This window comes from Corallococcus sp. CA047B, assembly GCF_003612065.1.
Classification (GTDB): Bacteria; Myxococcota; Myxococcia; order Myxococcales; family Myxococcaceae; genus Corallococcus; species Corallococcus praedator.
In genome coordinates this window covers 19040-34226 of sequence record NZ_RAWD01000058.1, presented here as the reverse complement: position 1 = coordinate 34226, position 15187 = coordinate 19040, and the positions used below count along the sequence as shown (strand labels likewise).

Annotated in this window: 14 protein-coding genes; 2 read left to right on the top strand and 12 right to left on the bottom strand. The window is 71.0% G+C overall.

The window, feature by feature from the left end:
* Together D7X74_RS12485 and D7X74_RS12480 are read right to left on the bottom strand one after the other, a co-directional pair.
* On the bottom strand, nucleotides 1–1053 hold a 1053-nt coding region (locus D7X74_RS12485), incomplete at its 3' end, for a cytochrome-c peroxidase (protein WP_120533164.1).
* Between the two features lie 190 nt (nucleotides 1054–1243).
* Complete coding sequence (locus D7X74_RS12480) at nucleotides 1244–2059, bottom strand: hypothetical protein (RefSeq protein WP_199741810.1); 816 nt, start codon at nucleotides 2057–2059, stop codon at nucleotides 1244–1246.
* Between the two features lie 225 nt (nucleotides 2060–2284).
* On the opposite strand from D7X74_RS12480, the gene D7X74_RS12475 reads away from it, so the two are divergent.
* Nucleotides 2285–3292 carry an acyltransferase family protein gene (locus tag D7X74_RS12475; protein ID WP_233596019.1) on the top strand — a complete coding sequence of 336 codons (1008 nt, stop codon included), beginning with the start codon at nucleotides 2285–2287 and terminating at the stop codon, nucleotides 3290–3292.
* A gap of 55 nt (nucleotides 3293–3347) precedes the next feature.
* On the opposite strand, the gene D7X74_RS12470 is transcribed toward D7X74_RS12475, so the two are convergent.
* On the bottom strand, nucleotides 3348–4532 hold the full coding sequence (locus tag D7X74_RS12470) for a tRNA-uridine aminocarboxypropyltransferase (protein ID WP_120533157.1): 1185 nt from the start codon (nucleotides 4530–4532) through the stop codon (nucleotides 3348–3350).
* Between the two features lie 111 nt (nucleotides 4533–4643).
* On the opposite strand from D7X74_RS12470, the gene D7X74_RS12465 reads away from it, so the two are divergent.
* Entirely contained in the window at nucleotides 4644–5384 is a 741-nt protein-coding gene (locus tag D7X74_RS12465; protein ID WP_120533163.1) for a 16S rRNA (uracil(1498)-N(3))-methyltransferase, read from the top strand.
* A 20-nt stretch (nucleotides 5385–5404) separates the two neighbouring features.
* Here the strand turns inward: D7X74_RS12465 and D7X74_RS12460 are convergent, their stop codons facing one another.
* The 9 genes from D7X74_RS12460 to D7X74_RS12420 form a co-directional block, all read right to left on the bottom strand.
* A complete protein-coding gene (locus D7X74_RS12460) occupies nucleotides 5405–8113 on the bottom strand; it encodes a galactose oxidase-like domain-containing protein (RefSeq protein WP_233602073.1) in 2709 nt (902 codons plus the stop codon).
* A gap of 168 nt (nucleotides 8114–8281) precedes the next feature.
* Nucleotides 8282–9703 carry a DUF2914 domain-containing protein gene (locus D7X74_RS12455; RefSeq protein ID WP_120533156.1) on the bottom strand — a complete coding sequence of 474 codons (1422 nt, stop codon included), beginning with the start codon at nucleotides 9701–9703 and terminating at the stop codon, nucleotides 8282–8284.
* Between the two features lie 101 nt (nucleotides 9704–9804).
* A complete protein-coding gene (gene grxD / locus D7X74_RS12450) occupies nucleotides 9805–10122 on the bottom strand; it encodes a Grx4 family monothiol glutaredoxin (protein ID WP_120533155.1) in 318 nt (105 codons plus the stop codon).
* A gap of 18 nt (nucleotides 10123–10140) precedes the next feature.
* Nucleotides 10141–10398 carry a BolA family protein gene (locus tag D7X74_RS12445; RefSeq protein WP_120533154.1) on the bottom strand — a complete coding sequence of 86 codons (258 nt, stop codon included), beginning with the start codon at nucleotides 10396–10398 and terminating at the stop codon, nucleotides 10141–10143.
* The gene (locus tag D7X74_RS12440) at nucleotides 10398–10943 is read right to left on the bottom strand and encodes a YqgE/AlgH family protein (RefSeq protein WP_120533153.1); all 546 of its coding nucleotides are present in this window, start codon (nucleotides 10941–10943) and stop codon (nucleotides 10398–10400) included. The genes D7X74_RS12445 and D7X74_RS12440 overlap by 1 nt, the downstream gene beginning before the upstream one ends.
* Nucleotides 10944–11015: 72 nt before the next feature.
* On the bottom strand, nucleotides 11016–11465 hold the full coding sequence (locus tag D7X74_RS12435; RefSeq protein ID WP_120533161.1) for a response regulator: 450 nt from the start codon (nucleotides 11463–11465) through the stop codon (nucleotides 11016–11018).
* Nucleotides 11466–11530: 65 nt separating this feature from the next.
* Nucleotides 11531–12343, bottom strand: a complete 813-nt coding sequence (locus D7X74_RS12430) for an ABC transporter permease subunit (protein WP_120533152.1) — start codon at nucleotides 12341–12343, stop codon at nucleotides 11531–11533.
* The gene (locus D7X74_RS12425; protein WP_120533151.1) at nucleotides 12340–13224 is read right to left on the bottom strand and encodes an ABC transporter permease subunit; all 885 of its coding nucleotides are present in this window, start codon (nucleotides 13222–13224) and stop codon (nucleotides 12340–12342) included. Before D7X74_RS12425 ends, D7X74_RS12430 begins: the two co-directional genes overlap by 4 nt.
* 132 nt (nucleotides 13225–13356) lie before the next feature.
* Nucleotides 13357–15018, bottom strand: a complete 1662-nt coding sequence (locus D7X74_RS12420) for a peptide ABC transporter substrate-binding protein (protein WP_120533160.1) — start codon at nucleotides 15016–15018, stop codon at nucleotides 13357–13359.
* Between the last annotated feature and the right edge of the window lie 169 nt (nucleotides 15019–15187).

Genomic DNA, 15187 nt, shown 5'->3' with positions numbered 1-15187 from the left:
GGGGGGCAGCTCGCCGGTGAGGCTCTTGAGGAACGCCACCAGGTCGTCCACCTCGCCGTCCTTCAGCGTGCGCCCCAACTGGTAGCGCCCCATCAACCGCACCATGGTGGGCAGGTCCTGCACGCTGCCGTCATGCAGGTAGGGCCCCGTCTTCTCCACGTTGCGCAGGGTGGGCACGCGGAAGTAGCCCCGGTCGTCCTCGTTCTTCGTCGCGTCGAAGCGGCCCGCGTCGGTGAGCTTCGGGTACTCCTCCACCAGCCCCAGCTTCTGGAACGACGTGCCGCCCACCGCCGGGCCGTTGTGGCACGTGGTGCAGCCGGTGGTGACGAAGGCCTCCAGGCCGCGCTGCTCCGCGACGCTGAGGGCCGCGTGCTCGCCCGCGAGGAAGCGGTCGAACCGCGACGGCGTGGTGAGCGTGCGCTCGAAGGCGGCCAGGGCCTTCGCGGCGTGCGCCAGCGTCACCGGCTTGCGCTCCTTCGGGAAGGCGGCGTGGAAGCGCGCGGTGTACTCGGGCATGGAGGACAGCGTGGCCTCGACGCGCTTCGCGTCGGGCATGGCCATCTCCACCGGGTTCATCATCGGGCCCTCGGCCTGCGCCTCCAGCGTGGCGGCGCGGCCATCCCAGAACTGCGCGATGTGGCGGGCGGCGTTGTAGACGGTGGGCGAGTTGCGGCTGCCCTTCTGCCCCCGGTGCCCGTCCGACAGCGCCTTGTTGTCCACGCCGAAGGTGTCCAGCCCGTGGCACGTGTTGCACGACACGTCGTGGTTCTTCGACAGGCGGGGCTCGTGGAAGAGCATGCGGCCCAGGGCCACCTGCGCCTCGGTGTCCGCCGGCAGCGGCGCTTCGCCGCGAGGGGCCTGGAAGAAGTGCGAGGCCAGCTTCGCCACCGCGACCGCATCCGGCACGGCCGGCGGCGCGGGCGGCTTCGCGGCGGCGACGACGGGCGCGGGCGGCGCCACGGCGGGCGCTTCCGGAGCACGCTCACAACCGGCGAGCGCACCAAGGCCCAGGGCCGACAGGGTGAACCACGGGAGCAGTCGAGTTCGCAGCATGTGGGGAGGGCCTTCCGCGAGCGAAACAGCGCGGGCGCAACGTACCAGCGCCCCGCCTCCAAAGCGCCGAGGCAAGACGCCGCACCCCGCATTCCGGCTACCCGTACCCATCAGTCCAGAGCCTGCCCGGACAGCGGCCCGGCGGTCGGGACACGGGGCCCTGCGGAACAAGTCCCCCGCTGCTACCCCTTCACTTCATCCACGGACCTGGCGGCGTGCCAGGGCCACGGACCGGGGCATCCGCCTGGAAGCGGAAGTCCGGGCTGGAAGCGAAGGCCAGGGAGGACGACGGATGCAGGACGACGCGGGCGACAAGGGGCGCGAGGTGGACGTGCTCGTCTGTCGCAAATGCCTGACGAAGTGCGCCCGGGGTGGAGGCCAGGACCTGCCGCGCTGGCTCCAGGGGGAGTTGGCCGACCGCGGCCTCGCCGGGCAGGTCCGCGTCACGCCCACCGGGTGTATGAACCAGTGCCCGCGCCGACAGGTCACCGTGCTCGTCTCCGACAGCGACGACCCCGAGGGCCGCCTGCTCCTGGTGGAGCCGCGCATGCAACGCGACCTGCTGCTGAAGTTCGTGGAGCGCCGCGCCCGTCCCGACGTGCCGGAGGCCCCGGCCGCTCCCGCGAACGACGGCGACGCTCCGGGGCGGGGGCAGGAGCACCTCGGTGATGAAGCGGTCCACGAGGAACGCGGCCAGTAGACCGGTGGCCGTGCCGGCGGTGTCCCACGCCAGGTCCTTCATGGAGAAGACGCTGCCGCGTGCGCGGTCATACACCTCCTTGCCGACCCCCACGCCCAGACCCAGGCCCACGCCGGTGAGAGCCCGCGCGCCCGGTGTGTCGAACAGGAGCGCGCCCGCGCCGTAGCCCACGCCGGTGGCGGCCAGACACGCCGCGAAGTGCTTGGGCTTGTCGGGTCCAAACCAGTCATCCCCGGATTGGGCGACAGCAGCGGTCGGGGCGGCGAGAAGCGCGAGGGCGGAGACGAGGGCGGTGCGCGGGGACATGCACCCATCCTGTAGCATTCCCCGACGGACGAATGACCCTCTCCCAGAGTGAAATCCGGGGTGGGTTTGAAGCCTGCCAACCCCCACGGTTGGTGCGTTTTGGAGACGAGGCCCACGGCTGGGTTTATGCTCGTGAGCGCTTTGAACGGACTCGGCCCTTCGCTCAGCTTCCGGCAAACCCGTCACCCCGCGCTCGATGGTGCGCGGGGTCTGGCTGTCGTTGCCATGGTGATGGGGCACACGCTGGATGCGCTGCTCGCGCCCGCGCTGCGAGACCATCCGTGGGTCCAACGCTACTGGGAGCTGCGGGGCATCACCGCGCCGCTGTTCCTGCTGGTGAGCGGCTGGGCGGTGGTGATGGCCCTGGGCACGCGTCCCGGCGCGGCGAAGGACTCCTTCGGGCGCAGGTTCCGCCGGGCGCTGCTGCTGCTGTTCCTGGGATACCTGCTGCACTGGCCGGGCTGGGGCGCGGTGCGCGACCTGGGCTACTCCGACGCCATGTTGGCCAAGGTGTTCCAGTTCGACGCGCTCCAGTGCATCGGGGCCTCGCTGCTCTTGGGCGCGTTCGTGCTGGTGCTGACGCCGAACCTGGGCGCGCGGGCACTCGCCCTGGGCGGACTGGCGGTGGGCATCCCCCTGGCGAGCGCCGTCCTGTGGAACGCAGGCGCGCACCTGCCGGTGCCGGTGCAGCAGTTCATCGGCAATGGCGAGGGCAGCCGCTTCCCGTTCTTCCCCTGGGCGGGCTTCTTCTTCGCGGGGGCCTTCGCGGCGCACGCGCTGCACCTGTTGAAGCCGGGGTGGCCGCAGGGGCTCGCGCTCCTCGCGCTGGGCGGAGGGCTGCTGGCGCTCACCCGGTGGATGCCCGTCGAGTGGACGCCCACCAGCCCCACGATGGTGATGTTCCGCGTGGCGCAGGGTCTGCTGGTGTTGGGCGGGGTGAACCTGCTGCCGCAGCGGCTGAGCGGACTGCTGGCGCCGCTGGGGCGGCTGTCGTTGTGGCTCTACGTGCTGCACCTGCCGATGGTGTACGGCTGGGCGGACATCGCCGGCCTCTCGCAGCGCATCGGCCCCCGGCTGGGCATCGCCGCGGCGCTGGGCGTGTCGGTGGCGCTGCTGGTGGGCTGCTACCTCATCGCCCGTCTGGGACGGTGGATGCGCGAGCAGGCTCGTCCCTGGCGCGCGGGTTCGACGACGCTGGGTGCCCGCGTGGGCACCGCGCGCCTGGGCCAGTAGCCACGGGCGCGGCCTTCCGCGCCGCCCCGTGCCCTGACCGCCGGAAAGCCCCGGCTCAGCCTTCCGTGCCGGTGCGAGGCAGACGCGCGGGCGGCTGCGTCGCCAGCCCCCGGGCCACCAGGTCTCGCACCACGGACTCCAGCGCGGCGATGCGGCGGCCCGCGCGGCCCTGGGCCCACGGCTTCACCGCCGACGCGCCGAGCATCTCCACCGCCTGCTCCACCCCGCCCGCCTTGCCCTTGAGCGCCCGCGCCGTGGCGAGCCGCACGTTGCGCGCAGCCTTGCGCGACAGGCCGCCACTCCACAGCAAGTCCAGCGCGAAGGTGGTCCACACCGTCAGCTCGTCCTCCGGACGCAGGAACGCCTCGAAGCGGGCGAGCGCCTCCGCGCGGGGCTCACCGGCGCGCAGCGCTTCCTCCGACAATTCCACGTGCAGCGGCGTGCTGTAGGCCAGCGGCTGCTCCGGGGCGATGACCGCCTCGAAGCGCTCCCCGGTGGCCAGCCGGCACGCGACCAGGTGCACCAGCTCCGGCGGGATGTCCGCCTCCAGCGGGTGCGCGTTGGCCTCCGCGTAGAAGAGCACCAGGTGCTCGGAGGCCTCCGCCAGCGAGCGCAGCTCCAGGGGCGGACGCCACTCGCCCTTGTAGATGCGGCGGCGCCCCGGGCCATCGCGCGTCTCCTGCCGCTCCAGCTGCGTGTCCACCATGAACTCGAACGCGCCCAGCATCCGGTCGAAGTGCTCCGGACGGCCTTCGAGCTGCCCCAATATCTCCGCCACCGCCTCGATGGTGGAGACGCAGTGGTCGGCGGGCTCGGCGCGGATGCGGTAGTTGCTCGGGCGGCGCGGCACGAAGCCGATGCGCGGCAGGCCGGCGAGCAGCGGGTTGCGCATCACCACCTTCTTCGCCTGCGGCCAGGTGCCGTCCACGACGATGAGCGTCTCCGGCGGGTTCGCCCGGGCATCCTCGACGGAGATGGCGTCCTCGCCGGGAAAGAGCACCGCGACGCGCTCCGGGTTGCGCGCCAGCTCCTCCAGCCGGGCGTGGCCGGTGAAGTCCACGCCCCGGTGCAGCTCGGAGTTGGGCAGCGACAGGTGGGCCATGCGCGCCGTGCCAATGGCCACGCGCCGCTCCCGGGGGTGCTGGAGGAACACCACGCGCGTGCGCGTCTCCAGTTGGGGAACGTGGGCGCAGTAACACGCGCTCTCGGGACGCAGGCAACGGACACAGAAGGAACGCACGCCGGCCCTTTATCACGCCTCCGCCCGGACGGCCCGCGGCCCGGGCCCGAGCACCGACAGACGGGGCGCCCCCTCCCCCGCCCGCCCCGGAACGGCTACATGGGGCCTACCGTGAACCTGCTCCTGCTCCTGGACGAGGACTTCCAGCCGGATGGCACCGCCCGGCTCACCGGGCGCCGCGCCCAGCACGCCCGCGACGTCCTCAAGGCCGAGCCCGGCGAATCCCTGCGCGTGGGCCGCCTGGACGGCCTCACCGGCACCGGCGAGGTGCTGGAGAACGCCCCTGGCCTGCTCCACCTGCGCGTCACCCTCACCGACGCCCCACCGCCCCGCGCTGGCGTGGACCTGCTGCTGGCCATCCCCCGCCCCAAGGCCCTCAAGAAGGTGCTGCCCGCCGTGGCGTCCCTGGGCGTGGACCGGGTGGTGCTCGTGAACGCGGCCCGCGTGGAGAAGAGCTACTTCGACTCCAAGGTGCTGGACGCGGCCTTCGTGCGCGAATTGCTCCTCCAGGGCCTGGAGCAGGCCCGCGACACACGCGCGCCGGAGGTCCTGGTGCGCGAGCGCTTCCGCCCCTTCGTCGAGGACGAGCTGGACACGGTCTTCGGCACCGAAGCCCTGCGCCTGCTCCCCCACCCTCCGGCGCGGCAGCCATTGCAGAAGGTGGGTGTGGCGGAGGCACGGCGGGTGGTGCTCGCCATCGGACCGGACGGAGGCTGGGTGCCCTTCGAAGCCGAGCTGCTGGAGGCCCACGGCTTCCAGCCCTTCTCCCTGGGCCCCCGCATCCTGCGCGTGGAGACGGCGGTGCCGGTGCTGCTGGGTCAGGTGACGCTGCTCAAGGCGCCGCCCGCGTAGCCGCGACGCGCCCTCCCCCGCTACCGCGTCTCCAGGTTCAGCTCCAGGTCGAACGCGGCGTCATGGGACGCCCCGTTCGCCTGCTTCACCATCACCGTGAGGATGTTCTCCCCCACCACGAAGGGGCCGCCATCGAAGGTGGCCGTGCTGATCACCGGCTCCTTCAGCACGCCGCTCGCGAAGGTGCCGTGGGCGAAGCCGTTCTCCATGTACCGGGAGTAGACGAGCTTTCCGTTCACCCAGAGGGCCACGCCGTCGTCGTGCAGCACCCGGACGTTGGCGGAGCGGATGGCCTCACCGAGGGTGAGCTTCTTGCGGAAGTAGAGGCTCGGCTGACTGGGGTTCGCCTTGTCGAGCACCGTGTGCTCGTCACCCGCCCCATACCCCAGGGGGGCCGGGCCCGACCGCCACGCGCCGTCGTCGAAGCCGAGCGCCATCCAGGCGCTGCCTGGGTCCACGCCGCGGTCATCGAAGGTCCAGTACTCGCCGAACCCTACGGCCTGGAACTTCGGGCTCGTGGAGATGGTGAAGGCGGTGTCGGTCTGGTCGAAGATGTCCGGCCGCATCGCATCCCCGACGCGCAGCAGCCCCTGCGACGTCGGCGTGGACGGCACCGTCCAGTCGAAGAAACCGGTGTCGGGGATGCCCGTATTGACGGTCGTCCAGTGCGCCCCGTTGTCGGGTGAGAACTGGAGCCGCAAGGTGTGGAAGTCCGAGCCATGGCTCATCCAGTGCAGCGTCTGGACGTTTCCCGGCCGCAGCGTCTCTCCGCCGTTGGGGCTTTCGAGGACGAGCGAGGAGTGCGCGTTGCCCTGCGTGGTGACCTTGAGTTCCAGGTCGAAGGAGAGGTCGCTGGACGTGGCGTTGGCCTGCTTCACCATGACGGCCAGCGTGTTCTCCCCCATCACGAAGCGGGCCCCTGGGAGGGTGGCCTCGGCCATCGCGTTGTCGCTGCTGGAGCCCTGGGCATAGGCGCCGTGCGCGGTGTTGTTCACCAGCTTGGAGAACACCTGGGTACCGTTGAGCCACACGACGAAGCCATCGTCGTGCAGCACCTTGAGCCGGGCCTGGTCCACCATGCCGTGCACCATGAACTTGCGGCGGAAGTAGACGCTGGGCTGGCGCGGAGTGCTCGCGCTCAGCGCCGTCGCTTCGTCGCCGTCGCCATAGCCCAGCTGCGCCGGCCCCTTCTTCCAAGCGGCGTCGTTGAAGGTGGGCGCCGTCCAACCGGCCCCCGGGTCGACGTTGCGGTCGTCGTATTTCCACTCCGCACCGAAGGCCACCGCGGTGTAGCCGGTGTCGGGCGGGGGATCCGTCGGGTCCTGCGAGGACGTTCCGCCAATGCGGATGATCTTCGCCACCGAGGGGACCCGGTTGGCGTTGAGCAGGAACAGCAGGTAGTGGCCCGGTGGGGCCGTGTTCGCCTGGGTGGGCGCGGTGATGGTGAGCGCGCCGCTGCTGGCCGTGAACTTCAGCCACTGGAAGCGCTGGTTCTCGTCGAAGGCGTGCGTGACGGAGCCCAGCCGGATCCATGACACCTTGGAGATGAGCGCCGCGTTCGGCGTGGTGACCCGGAAGTTCTCGCCGTAGGCCACCGACGTGGGCGCGGAGGAGATGGTGGGCCTGGCGCCCTTGAAGAGATAGGGCGGAGAGAACACCTGCTGGGTGCGCACGCCGCGCCCGCCCGCGGAGAGCACCCGTCCATCCGGAAGAAGCAGGGTCGTGGAGTGGTAGCCGCGATAGGCGGAGATGGGGGCCAGCTCGGTCCAGGTCTCGCTGGTGGGGTTCCACAGCTCGGTTTCGTAGCGGGGGAACCGGGGGTTGTCCGTCCCGGGGCCGCTGTGTCCGCCGGTGACGAGCACCGTCCCGTCGGGCAGGAGCGTGGTGTTGTGCTGACGGCGCACGTAGCGCATGGGGGCCACCGTGCGCCAGGCGGGCGTCGCGGCGTTGAGGTCGATGACCTCCACGTTGTTCGTGGGGGGATTGTCGCCTCCGGCGATGAGGACCTTCCCCGGCTCATACAGGGCCGCGCTCCCCGCATTGCGGCTGTGCGCGTAGCGGGTGCGGGGCCCGGAGGTCCACGCGCCCGTGCCGTCGGTGGAGAGGAACCGCGAGGGCTTCCAGTACCCCGCCATGAACGACTTGCCGTTGGGCGCCACGAACATCCACGGGTAGTACATGAGCTCCAGGCTGGCGCCGCTGAGCGTGCGCCACGCGTTCTTCGACGGCTGCCAGACCTGGGGCACCAGGTTCTTGCTCGTGTCCTCCTTGGCGCCCCCGATGACCAGCAGCTCCCCGTTGGGCAGCGTGGTGACGGTGGGGTACCAGCGGCCGGCGTTCATGTTCGGCAGCCGGGTCCAGGTGTTGGTGAAGGGATTGAAGAGGGTGGCGTAGGGCAGCCCCGCGTCGTCCGCGATGTGCCCGCCCGCGACGAGCAACCGGCCATCCGGGAGGAAGGCATGCCCCGCGCAGAAGATGTTGAAGCCCGCCTTGGGGAGCGCCGTCAGGACGTTGGTCTGCGGATCCCACAGGTGCGGGTTGTCACCGTCTCCGAACTCGGAGAACCACATCACCTTGCCGGTGGGCAGCAGGTGGGTGTGCACCGCGGAGTAGGGCCAGGTCCGCACGGCCGACCACTGCCCGGAGACCGCGGGGTCCAGGGCCTGTGCCCTGGCGGCCGCCGTGAAGGCCCATGCGGCCAGGACCGCGAGACGCCACGTACGGAGCATGAGGCCCCCCCATTGTCGGTTGCGAGTGCGCCCCATCGTAGGCAGGCGCCCCGCGCACGCCATCGCGTCCCCAGACAGGGGGAACGACGAAAGGCGGACAGTGGGGGGGCGGAAGCCGCGAGCGTCGCGAGGCCTCGTGGCCCCCCACGCCCGCGTCGCGACGGAGCGCTACTCCGGAGCCGCCTCGGGCGGGGCCGGCTCCGGCGCGGGAGGCGGCGGTTCCGACAAGGGGCTCGAAGCCACGCGCGGATGGGCCTTCTCGAACTCCTCCAGGCGGACAGGCTTGATGACCTTCAGCTCGGAGATGTCCTGGGTGACCGGGCGGTCCTCGGTGCGCGTGTCGGGCGTGACGGTGAAGCCCAGGCGGTTGATCTCGTGCCCGTCCTCCGTCTCCAGCACCACGCGCCAGTCGCCCGGCTTCGGCGTGGTGCCCGGCTTCGCGTAGTAGCGGTAGCCGCCCTCCGTGCCGTTGCTGCTCACCGTGGCCAGGTAGCCATTGCCCTGCTGCGTCCAGCCCTTCTGCGGATGGTCGAAGTACCAGCGCACGCGCACGCGGTAACGCTCGAAGCCCTTGGGCGCGAAGATGCGGAAGAAGTACATGGGCTGCTCGCCGGGCCGCACGGTGAAGTCCTGGTCACCGTGGTGCCACAGCGTCCAGACCTTCCACCACGGCCGCGCCTCCGACGTCAGGCGGTACAGGCCCGTCATGTTGTACTCGCGCTTATCGACGCGCTCCACCTGGTGGTAGATGCCGCTGTACTGCACCGCCAGGGGCACCGGCGGAATCACGCCCAGGAAGTAGCACCCGAGCAGCGCCGCCTGCGCGCCGAAGCCCGGCACCGCCACCGTGCGCAGGAGCGCCTTCTCATCCGGACGCCAGCGCTTCAGCACGCGCAGCATGCCGTAGATGCTGCCGGAGCCCAGCGCCACGGACAGCGTGAAGATCCACCACCCCACCCGGCTCAGCAACACCGGCAGCAGCGACGCGAAGTAGAGCGTCACGCACAGGCTGAAGAGGGCCACGCGGATGACGGGCCCCAACTGCCGGAAGCGCGGCAGCTCGTTGGCCACCAGCAGCGAGAACATGACCGCGAGGAACAACAAGGGCGTAAGGCCCGACGAGCTCTTGAACAGGAACAGCGTGAAGGCGCTGAGCAGGCTGCCCAAGAGGAAGTGCAGCGCGTCCTCGCGGAAGCGCCAGACCTTCGCGAGCAGCTTCGGCGGCTCCGCGCCCTCCTGGTAGCGCTGCTCCAAAAGCAGGAGGCCCGCGAGCAGCAGCAGGTAGACGAAGTTCTGCACCACCGTCTGCGTGTCGTCGATGGGGCTCAGCGTGAGGACGTCGTAGAGAAAGCCCGCGAAGAAGAAGAGGGCCATCTCCTGCTTCTCGTACTTCGCGCGGAACGCCTGCACGCGGTCCACCAGCGTGGGCGTCTTGTCCGTGCTGACGAGGTCGTCCGGATCGACGACGGCGGCCGACGTGGCGACGGCGACGTTCGCCGCGGGCGGTGGCGTTCCTCCCCCGACCGGAACCCCCGGCACTTCGTTGGACTCGTCCTGCGGCTTGGAATCAGGAGGTGTGACGGTGAGCACGGCGGCGGAACCCCTCTAGGCGACCGCCGCCCATCCTAAGCGGGGGACGGGGCCCGGGTCTCCCCCGGGCCCGCACGCCCCCCTGCTCCGGGGTGTTGCGACTACTTGTTGCCGGCGGCGACCAGGGCCTGCAGCTCGTCGCGCTCGGCCAGCTCCGCCAGGATGTCCGAGCCGCCCACGAACTTCCCGTGGATGTAGACCTGCGGAATGGTGGGCCAGTTGGAGTAGTCCTTGATGCCCTGGCGCACCGCCGGGTCGGCCAGCACGTCCACCGTGTGCACGGGCCCCAGGGGCTGAAGAATCTGGAGCGCCCGCGCGGAGAAGCCGCACTGGGGGAACAGCGCGTTGCCCTTCATGAAGAGCACGATGGGGTGCGACTTCACCGTCTGGTCGAAATGGGCCTTGAGCGTCTCATCCATGGAACGTTGCTCCTTGCTTCAGCGGGGCCCGAGCTTCTTCCACTGCTCGGGCGAATAGGTCTTGAGCGCGAGCGCATGCAGCTCGCCGGACTTCAACCACGACTGCAGGGGCGCGTACACGAGCTGGTGCTGTTCCACCATCGTCTTGCCCGTGAACGCGGGGCTGACCACCCGTGCCTCGAAGTGGTCTCCCGTGCCGGTCGTATCGTTCAACTCCACCTCGGAGCCCGGCAGGGCCTCGAGGAGGTAACGGCGGAGCGTCTCGGCGTCGAGCATCAGTTCATTCCCTTTCCCATCACCAGCATGGCCGGGTCCACGCCCAGGCCGCGCAGGGTGGCATCCCACAGCTTCGACGGTTCTGTCCCCAGCACCGCGTCCACGGTGGCGTCGGCGTACAGCCACGAGCCCGCGGCGATCTCACTCTCCAGCTGCCGGGGTCCCCAGCCCGCGTAGCCCAGGCAGAAGCGCACGCGCGGCTCGGTGCGTTGCAGCAGGGGGCCCAGCGCGTCCAGGGTGACGCTGAGAAAGAGGCCGGGCATGACGGCGTGCTTCTCCGTCACGGACGGGTCGTCGTGCAGGACGAAGCCCCGCTGGGGCTCCACCGGGCCGCCCACGTACACCGATTGCGACACGCGGTCGGTCGAGATCTCCATCGACTGACCGCGCGCCAGCTCACCGAGCGTCAGGGGCGCTCCCCGGTTCACGACGAGCCCCATGGAGCCCGTCTCCCCGTGTTCGATCATCAGGATGACCGACCGGTAGAAGTTCGGGTCTCCAAGCTGGGGCATGGCCAGCAGGAAGCCGGAAGCGAGGTTCTTCACAGGGGGAGCATCGACCGTCCGGCCAGGGCGTGCAACCGGAACCCGCTCCCTCGCTGTTTCAGCGTCGGGGCTTCAGTGCCAGCTGTGGTGCTTGGACTTGAGCGCCGTGGCCAGCTTGTCCGGATTCAGCGGCTTGCCGATGAACAGGTCCGCGCCCAGGCTCTTGCACTTGCGCGCGGTGGCCGCGTCGCTCATCGCGCTCACGCCGATGAGGACCGCCTGCGGGAAGCGCTCGCGCAGCTTGGACATGAGCGTGGTGCCGCTGCGGCCGGGCAGGAACACGTCCACGATGGCCGCGTCCATGCGCTTGTTGCGCACGGCGAACTCGGCCTCCTCGGCGCTGCCCACCGGCATGGCGTCGTAGCCCCACTGGCTCACCATCTCCACCAACAGCTCGCGGTGGGCGGCGTCGTCCTCCACCACCAGCACGGAGCGGCGAACAGCTTCCTTGCGAAGTCCGTCGTCGCGCGGACGCTCTTCACGGGCAGGCGAGAGGGGGATTTCTTCCGTGGGGAGGGACATGGTGTTCACCAGGGGGCAAAGGGTTTCCGTTCGTAGGGAACCTTTGCGCCCATGTGCTGCATTCCTCACACTTGACGACGGGTACCTCCCCCCAACGCCTGGGAAGCGAGCGAGGCGCCAAGCACCAGCAGGACGAGCAGCCCCCACGCGGGAAGAACGACGCGGCTGCCCCCCTCGTAGATGAGCGCCGCGTAGGACGTGCCCAGGTAGCGGCCCAGGGACATGGGTTCCATGCGGGCGATGCCGAAGAAGCTCACCGTGGACTCGGTGAGGATGGCGCTGGGAAGGCGGCTCAAGAACACCGCCAGCACGAACGGCCGCAAGAGGGGCCACAGGTGCACGCGAAGCACGTGCACGCCCCCCCCGCCCAGGGCGCGAGCAGCGGCCACGTACTCCTGGCCCTCCAGCGTGGCCAGGCGGTCCCTGAACATGCGCGCGGGGCCGGCCCAGCCCACCAGCGCCAGCGACGTCACCATCAAGCCAAAGGGCCCCAGGCCCCCACCCAGGCCCGCGTCCATCAGCGACTGGCCGGCGAGTTGGAGCACCATCACCACGAGCACGTCCGGCAGCGCGAACACGGCGTCCACCGCGCGCAGCAGCACCTGCTCCGTCACGCCGCCGGACAGCCGCGCGAGCGCCGCGACGCCCAGCCCCAGCACGGTGGAGAACGCGCCCGCCGCCAGGCCCACGGCCAGGGACACCCAGAGGCCCCCGAAGGCCAGCTCGCACACGCTGCGGTCGGGGCGGTTCAGGTCCCAGCCGAGCGGACAGGTCTGGGCCAGGGACTCGGGGAACAGGCGGCCGGCCACGAGGCTCAAGGCGCCCAGGCCCACGAGGAGGACGAGGCCCACCCAGGCGCGCAGGGGAACGCGTTTCATGCGCGGGCCTCCCGGGCGCGCGGATCCACGAGCACGCGCAGCACTTCCACCGTGAGGCTCACGACGACGAGCACGGTGGCGAAGGTGGTGGTGGACACGACGACGACGGCCACCTGTTTGTTGAGGACGGCGAGCACATAGAGCTGGCCGAAGTAGGGCAGGCCGAAGACGCGCTCCGCGGCGAACGAGCCCGCGAGCAGCGCGGTGGCCACGGGTGTCACGGCGTCCAGGAGCGCGGGCCACACGTTGGGAAGCACATGGCGGCGCATCACGGTGCCAGGGTCCAGCCCCTTGCTGAGCGCGGTGCGCACGTAGTCACGCGACAGCTCCGTCTCCAGCGCGTCGCCCACGAGCGTGCCCAGGAAGGTGCCGGGCCAGATGGCGATGACGAGGGCCGCGCACAGCTCTGGAAGCAGGTGTCCGCGCTCCACCACGGAAGGGGCCAGCAGCAGCGCGGGGATGAACACGGGGGTGCCGAAGGCGATGGCGGGAAGCGCGTCGCCCAGCACCGCCCACCGTCCGCGCCGCCACCGCGTGCGCAGGAGCGCGAAGCCCAGCGCCCATGCGAGCGCCAGGGGCAGCGCGACCAGGCCCACGCCCACGCTGCCGGAGAGCTTCTGTAGCAGCTCATCCCCGGTGATGCCCTGCGCGCTGGTGCCCAGCCGCTCCCCGGCGAAGAGCTTCTGCCAGGGCCGCAGGAAACCGAGCGGCTCGCCGATGCCCAGGTCGCGCTGGTACGACGCCGCCAGCTCCGGAGACACCTGCCGCTTGGTGTCGCTCTCCGTGGTGAGCGGCAGCGCGGCCATCAGGTAGTACGAGGCCACCGCCACCACCGGCACGAGCACGAGCTGCCGCACGAGACGCGTCGCGATGAGGCGCATGCGCTAGGGCCCCTGCCTTGAGGCTTGCGAGGAGCGCACGGTTCGGAGTCTCGAAGGACCGATGCGTGCGACACCATCGGGTACTCGCAGGCGCTGTCGCCGCCGGGAGGCCATGCTCGAAGTACCCATGCGCTAGGGCCCCTGCCCTTCCGCGCGGGCCGAGGGCGTCTCATCCGGGCCCAGCCGCAGGGCGCGCAGCGCGAGGAAGTTGAACGGATCCACGTCCAGCCCGTGCAGCCGCGCCCGCGCCCGGAAGTACCGGTCCGGGTGGTACAGCGGCGCGATGACGGCCTGCTCGCCCACCAGCACCTCCTGGGCCTTCGCGTACAGCTCGCGCGCGTGCGCGGCATCCGCGTCGCCGTCCGCCGCCTCCAGCAGCTGCTCGAAGCGCTGCATCGGTTCGCCGCCGCCCTGCGTCTCCCAGCCGGTCTGGTGATTGCCCTGCCGTTCGAAGAGCGTGAAGAACGTGTTCGGGTGCGCGTAGTCCGCGCCCAGCCGGCGCAGGTACAGGTCATAGGCCCGAGTCCCCTGCGGCGTCCGCCGCGCCACCTCCGCGGAGAAGTCCGAGCGCGAATCCACCACCACCCGCACGCCCACCCGCGCGAGCTGCGCCGCGATGCGCTCCGCCAGCGCCTCCTCCGGCACGAACGAATCCCCCGCCTTCACCACCAGCCGCAGCGGCCGGTCCAGGCCCTTCACCGCCGCTAGCTCCGCCTTCGCGCGCTCCGGTTCGTAGTGAGGCAGTCGCGCGGCCTGCTCGGGCGTGGCCGCGTCCGGCAGCTCCGGCGGCAGCAGCACGTTCGTCGCGCGCGCCGCCGGCAGCAGCCCCGCGAGCAGCGCCTCCCGGTCCAACGCCCGCGCCAGGGCCCGACGCACCTCGGGCCTGTCCAACGGCGGCCGCTCCGTGTTGAAGCCGAGGAAGTACGTGGACAACAGGGGCTCGCGCTTCAGGTCCCCGGGCCGCATCCCCCGCAGCGCCGCCGCGCTGTCCACGAAGACGAAGTCCACGCGCCCGCGCTCATACAGCGCCGGGCCAATCTCCGACTTCATCAGCGTCAGCACCGGCGCCGGCTTCTCTCCCGGCCCCATGGGCGGAGGGAACGCGCTCAGCGGGTTGTACACGAGCCGCACGCGCTCCCCGGCGCGGTCCCAGCGCTCGACGCGATAGGGCCCCACCGCCAGCGGACGCCCATCGCGAGGCCGGTCGAAGTAGTCGCGCACCGCCTCGTCCGACTTCCCCTCCAGGTCCACCGATGGCGAGGGAAAGAACAGGTACACGTTCGCCAGGCGCGCCAGGAAGTAGCTCCGGGGCCGCGCCAGCGTCACGCGCAGCGTGCGCGGATCCACGGCCTCCACCCCCACGCGGGACAGCGCGGCCTGGACCTCCGGCGCCGGGGCCCCGCGCTCCAGCAGCGCGAGCACCGCTTCGGCGCCCTCCAGGTCCGCCATCTCCCCGCGCTCGCGGCCCAAGAGCGCCCGGTGCCAGCCGAAGACGAAGTCGCGCGCCGTGACAGGGGAACCGTCGGACCAGTTCACATCCGCGCGCAAGTGGAAGGTGTAGACCTCCCGCCCGGAGGCATCCGCATCGCGCGTCCACCGCTCCGCCAGTCCCGGCCGCACGGAGTGGTCCGGGCCCAGCGTGGTGAGCCCCTTCTGCGTGGCCAGCATCACCGGGTAGTTCACCCAGCTCATCGGATCCGAGTGGCTCCAGTCGAGCGTGGTGGGCATCGCCGGCACCACCACCTTCACGCCCGGCTCGGGCTGGAAGCCGCACGGCCCGCAGGCCGCGACCATCACCAGCACCAGGGAGTACCCAAGGATTCGAGCGCGAGGAGCCACCGCCCGCGTTGTACCCCGACACGCCCGCAAAAACAGAAGCCAGGAAGCCCACCGACGCAGGGTCGGCCGGCATCCTGGCTTCGGTACCACCCGCCCCTGGGCCCTTCACGGGCCCCGAGGCTCA

Bases quoted from the DNA above. Each gene is read 5' to 3' on its own strand.
- D7X74_RS12480 (WP_199741810.1), bottom strand. From the start codon at position 2,059: ATGTCCCCGCGCACCGCCCTCGTCTCCGCCCTCGCGCTTCTCGCCGCC.
- D7X74_RS12475 (WP_233596019.1), top strand. From the start codon at position 2,285: ATGGTGATGGGGCACACGCTGGATGCGCTGCTCGCGCCCGCGCTGCGA.
- D7X74_RS12460 (WP_233602073.1), bottom strand. From the start codon at position 8,113: ATGCTCCGTACGTGGCGTCTCGCGGTCCTGGCCGCATGGGCCTTCACG.
- grxD (WP_120533155.1), bottom strand. From the start codon at position 10,122: ATGGATGAGACGCTCAAGGCCCATTTCGACCAGACGGTGAAGTCGCAC.
- D7X74_RS12445 (WP_120533154.1), bottom strand. From the start codon at position 10,398: ATGCTCGACGCCGAGACGCTCCGCCGTTACCTCCTCGAGGCCCTGCCG.
- D7X74_RS12435 (WP_120533161.1), bottom strand. From the start codon at position 11,465: ATGTCCCTCCCCACGGAAGAAATCCCCCTCTCGCCTGCCCGTGAAGAG.
- D7X74_RS12430 (WP_120533152.1), bottom strand. From the start codon at position 12,343: ATGAAACGCGTTCCCCTGCGCGCCTGGGTGGGCCTCGTCCTCCTCGTG.
- D7X74_RS12425 (WP_120533151.1), bottom strand. From the start codon at position 13,224: ATGCGCCTCATCGCGACGCGTCTCGTGCGGCAGCTCGTGCTCGTGCCG.
- D7X74_RS12420 (WP_120533160.1), bottom strand. From the start codon at position 15,018: ATGGTCGCGGCCTGCGGGCCGTGCGGCTTCCAGCCCGAGCCGGGCGTG.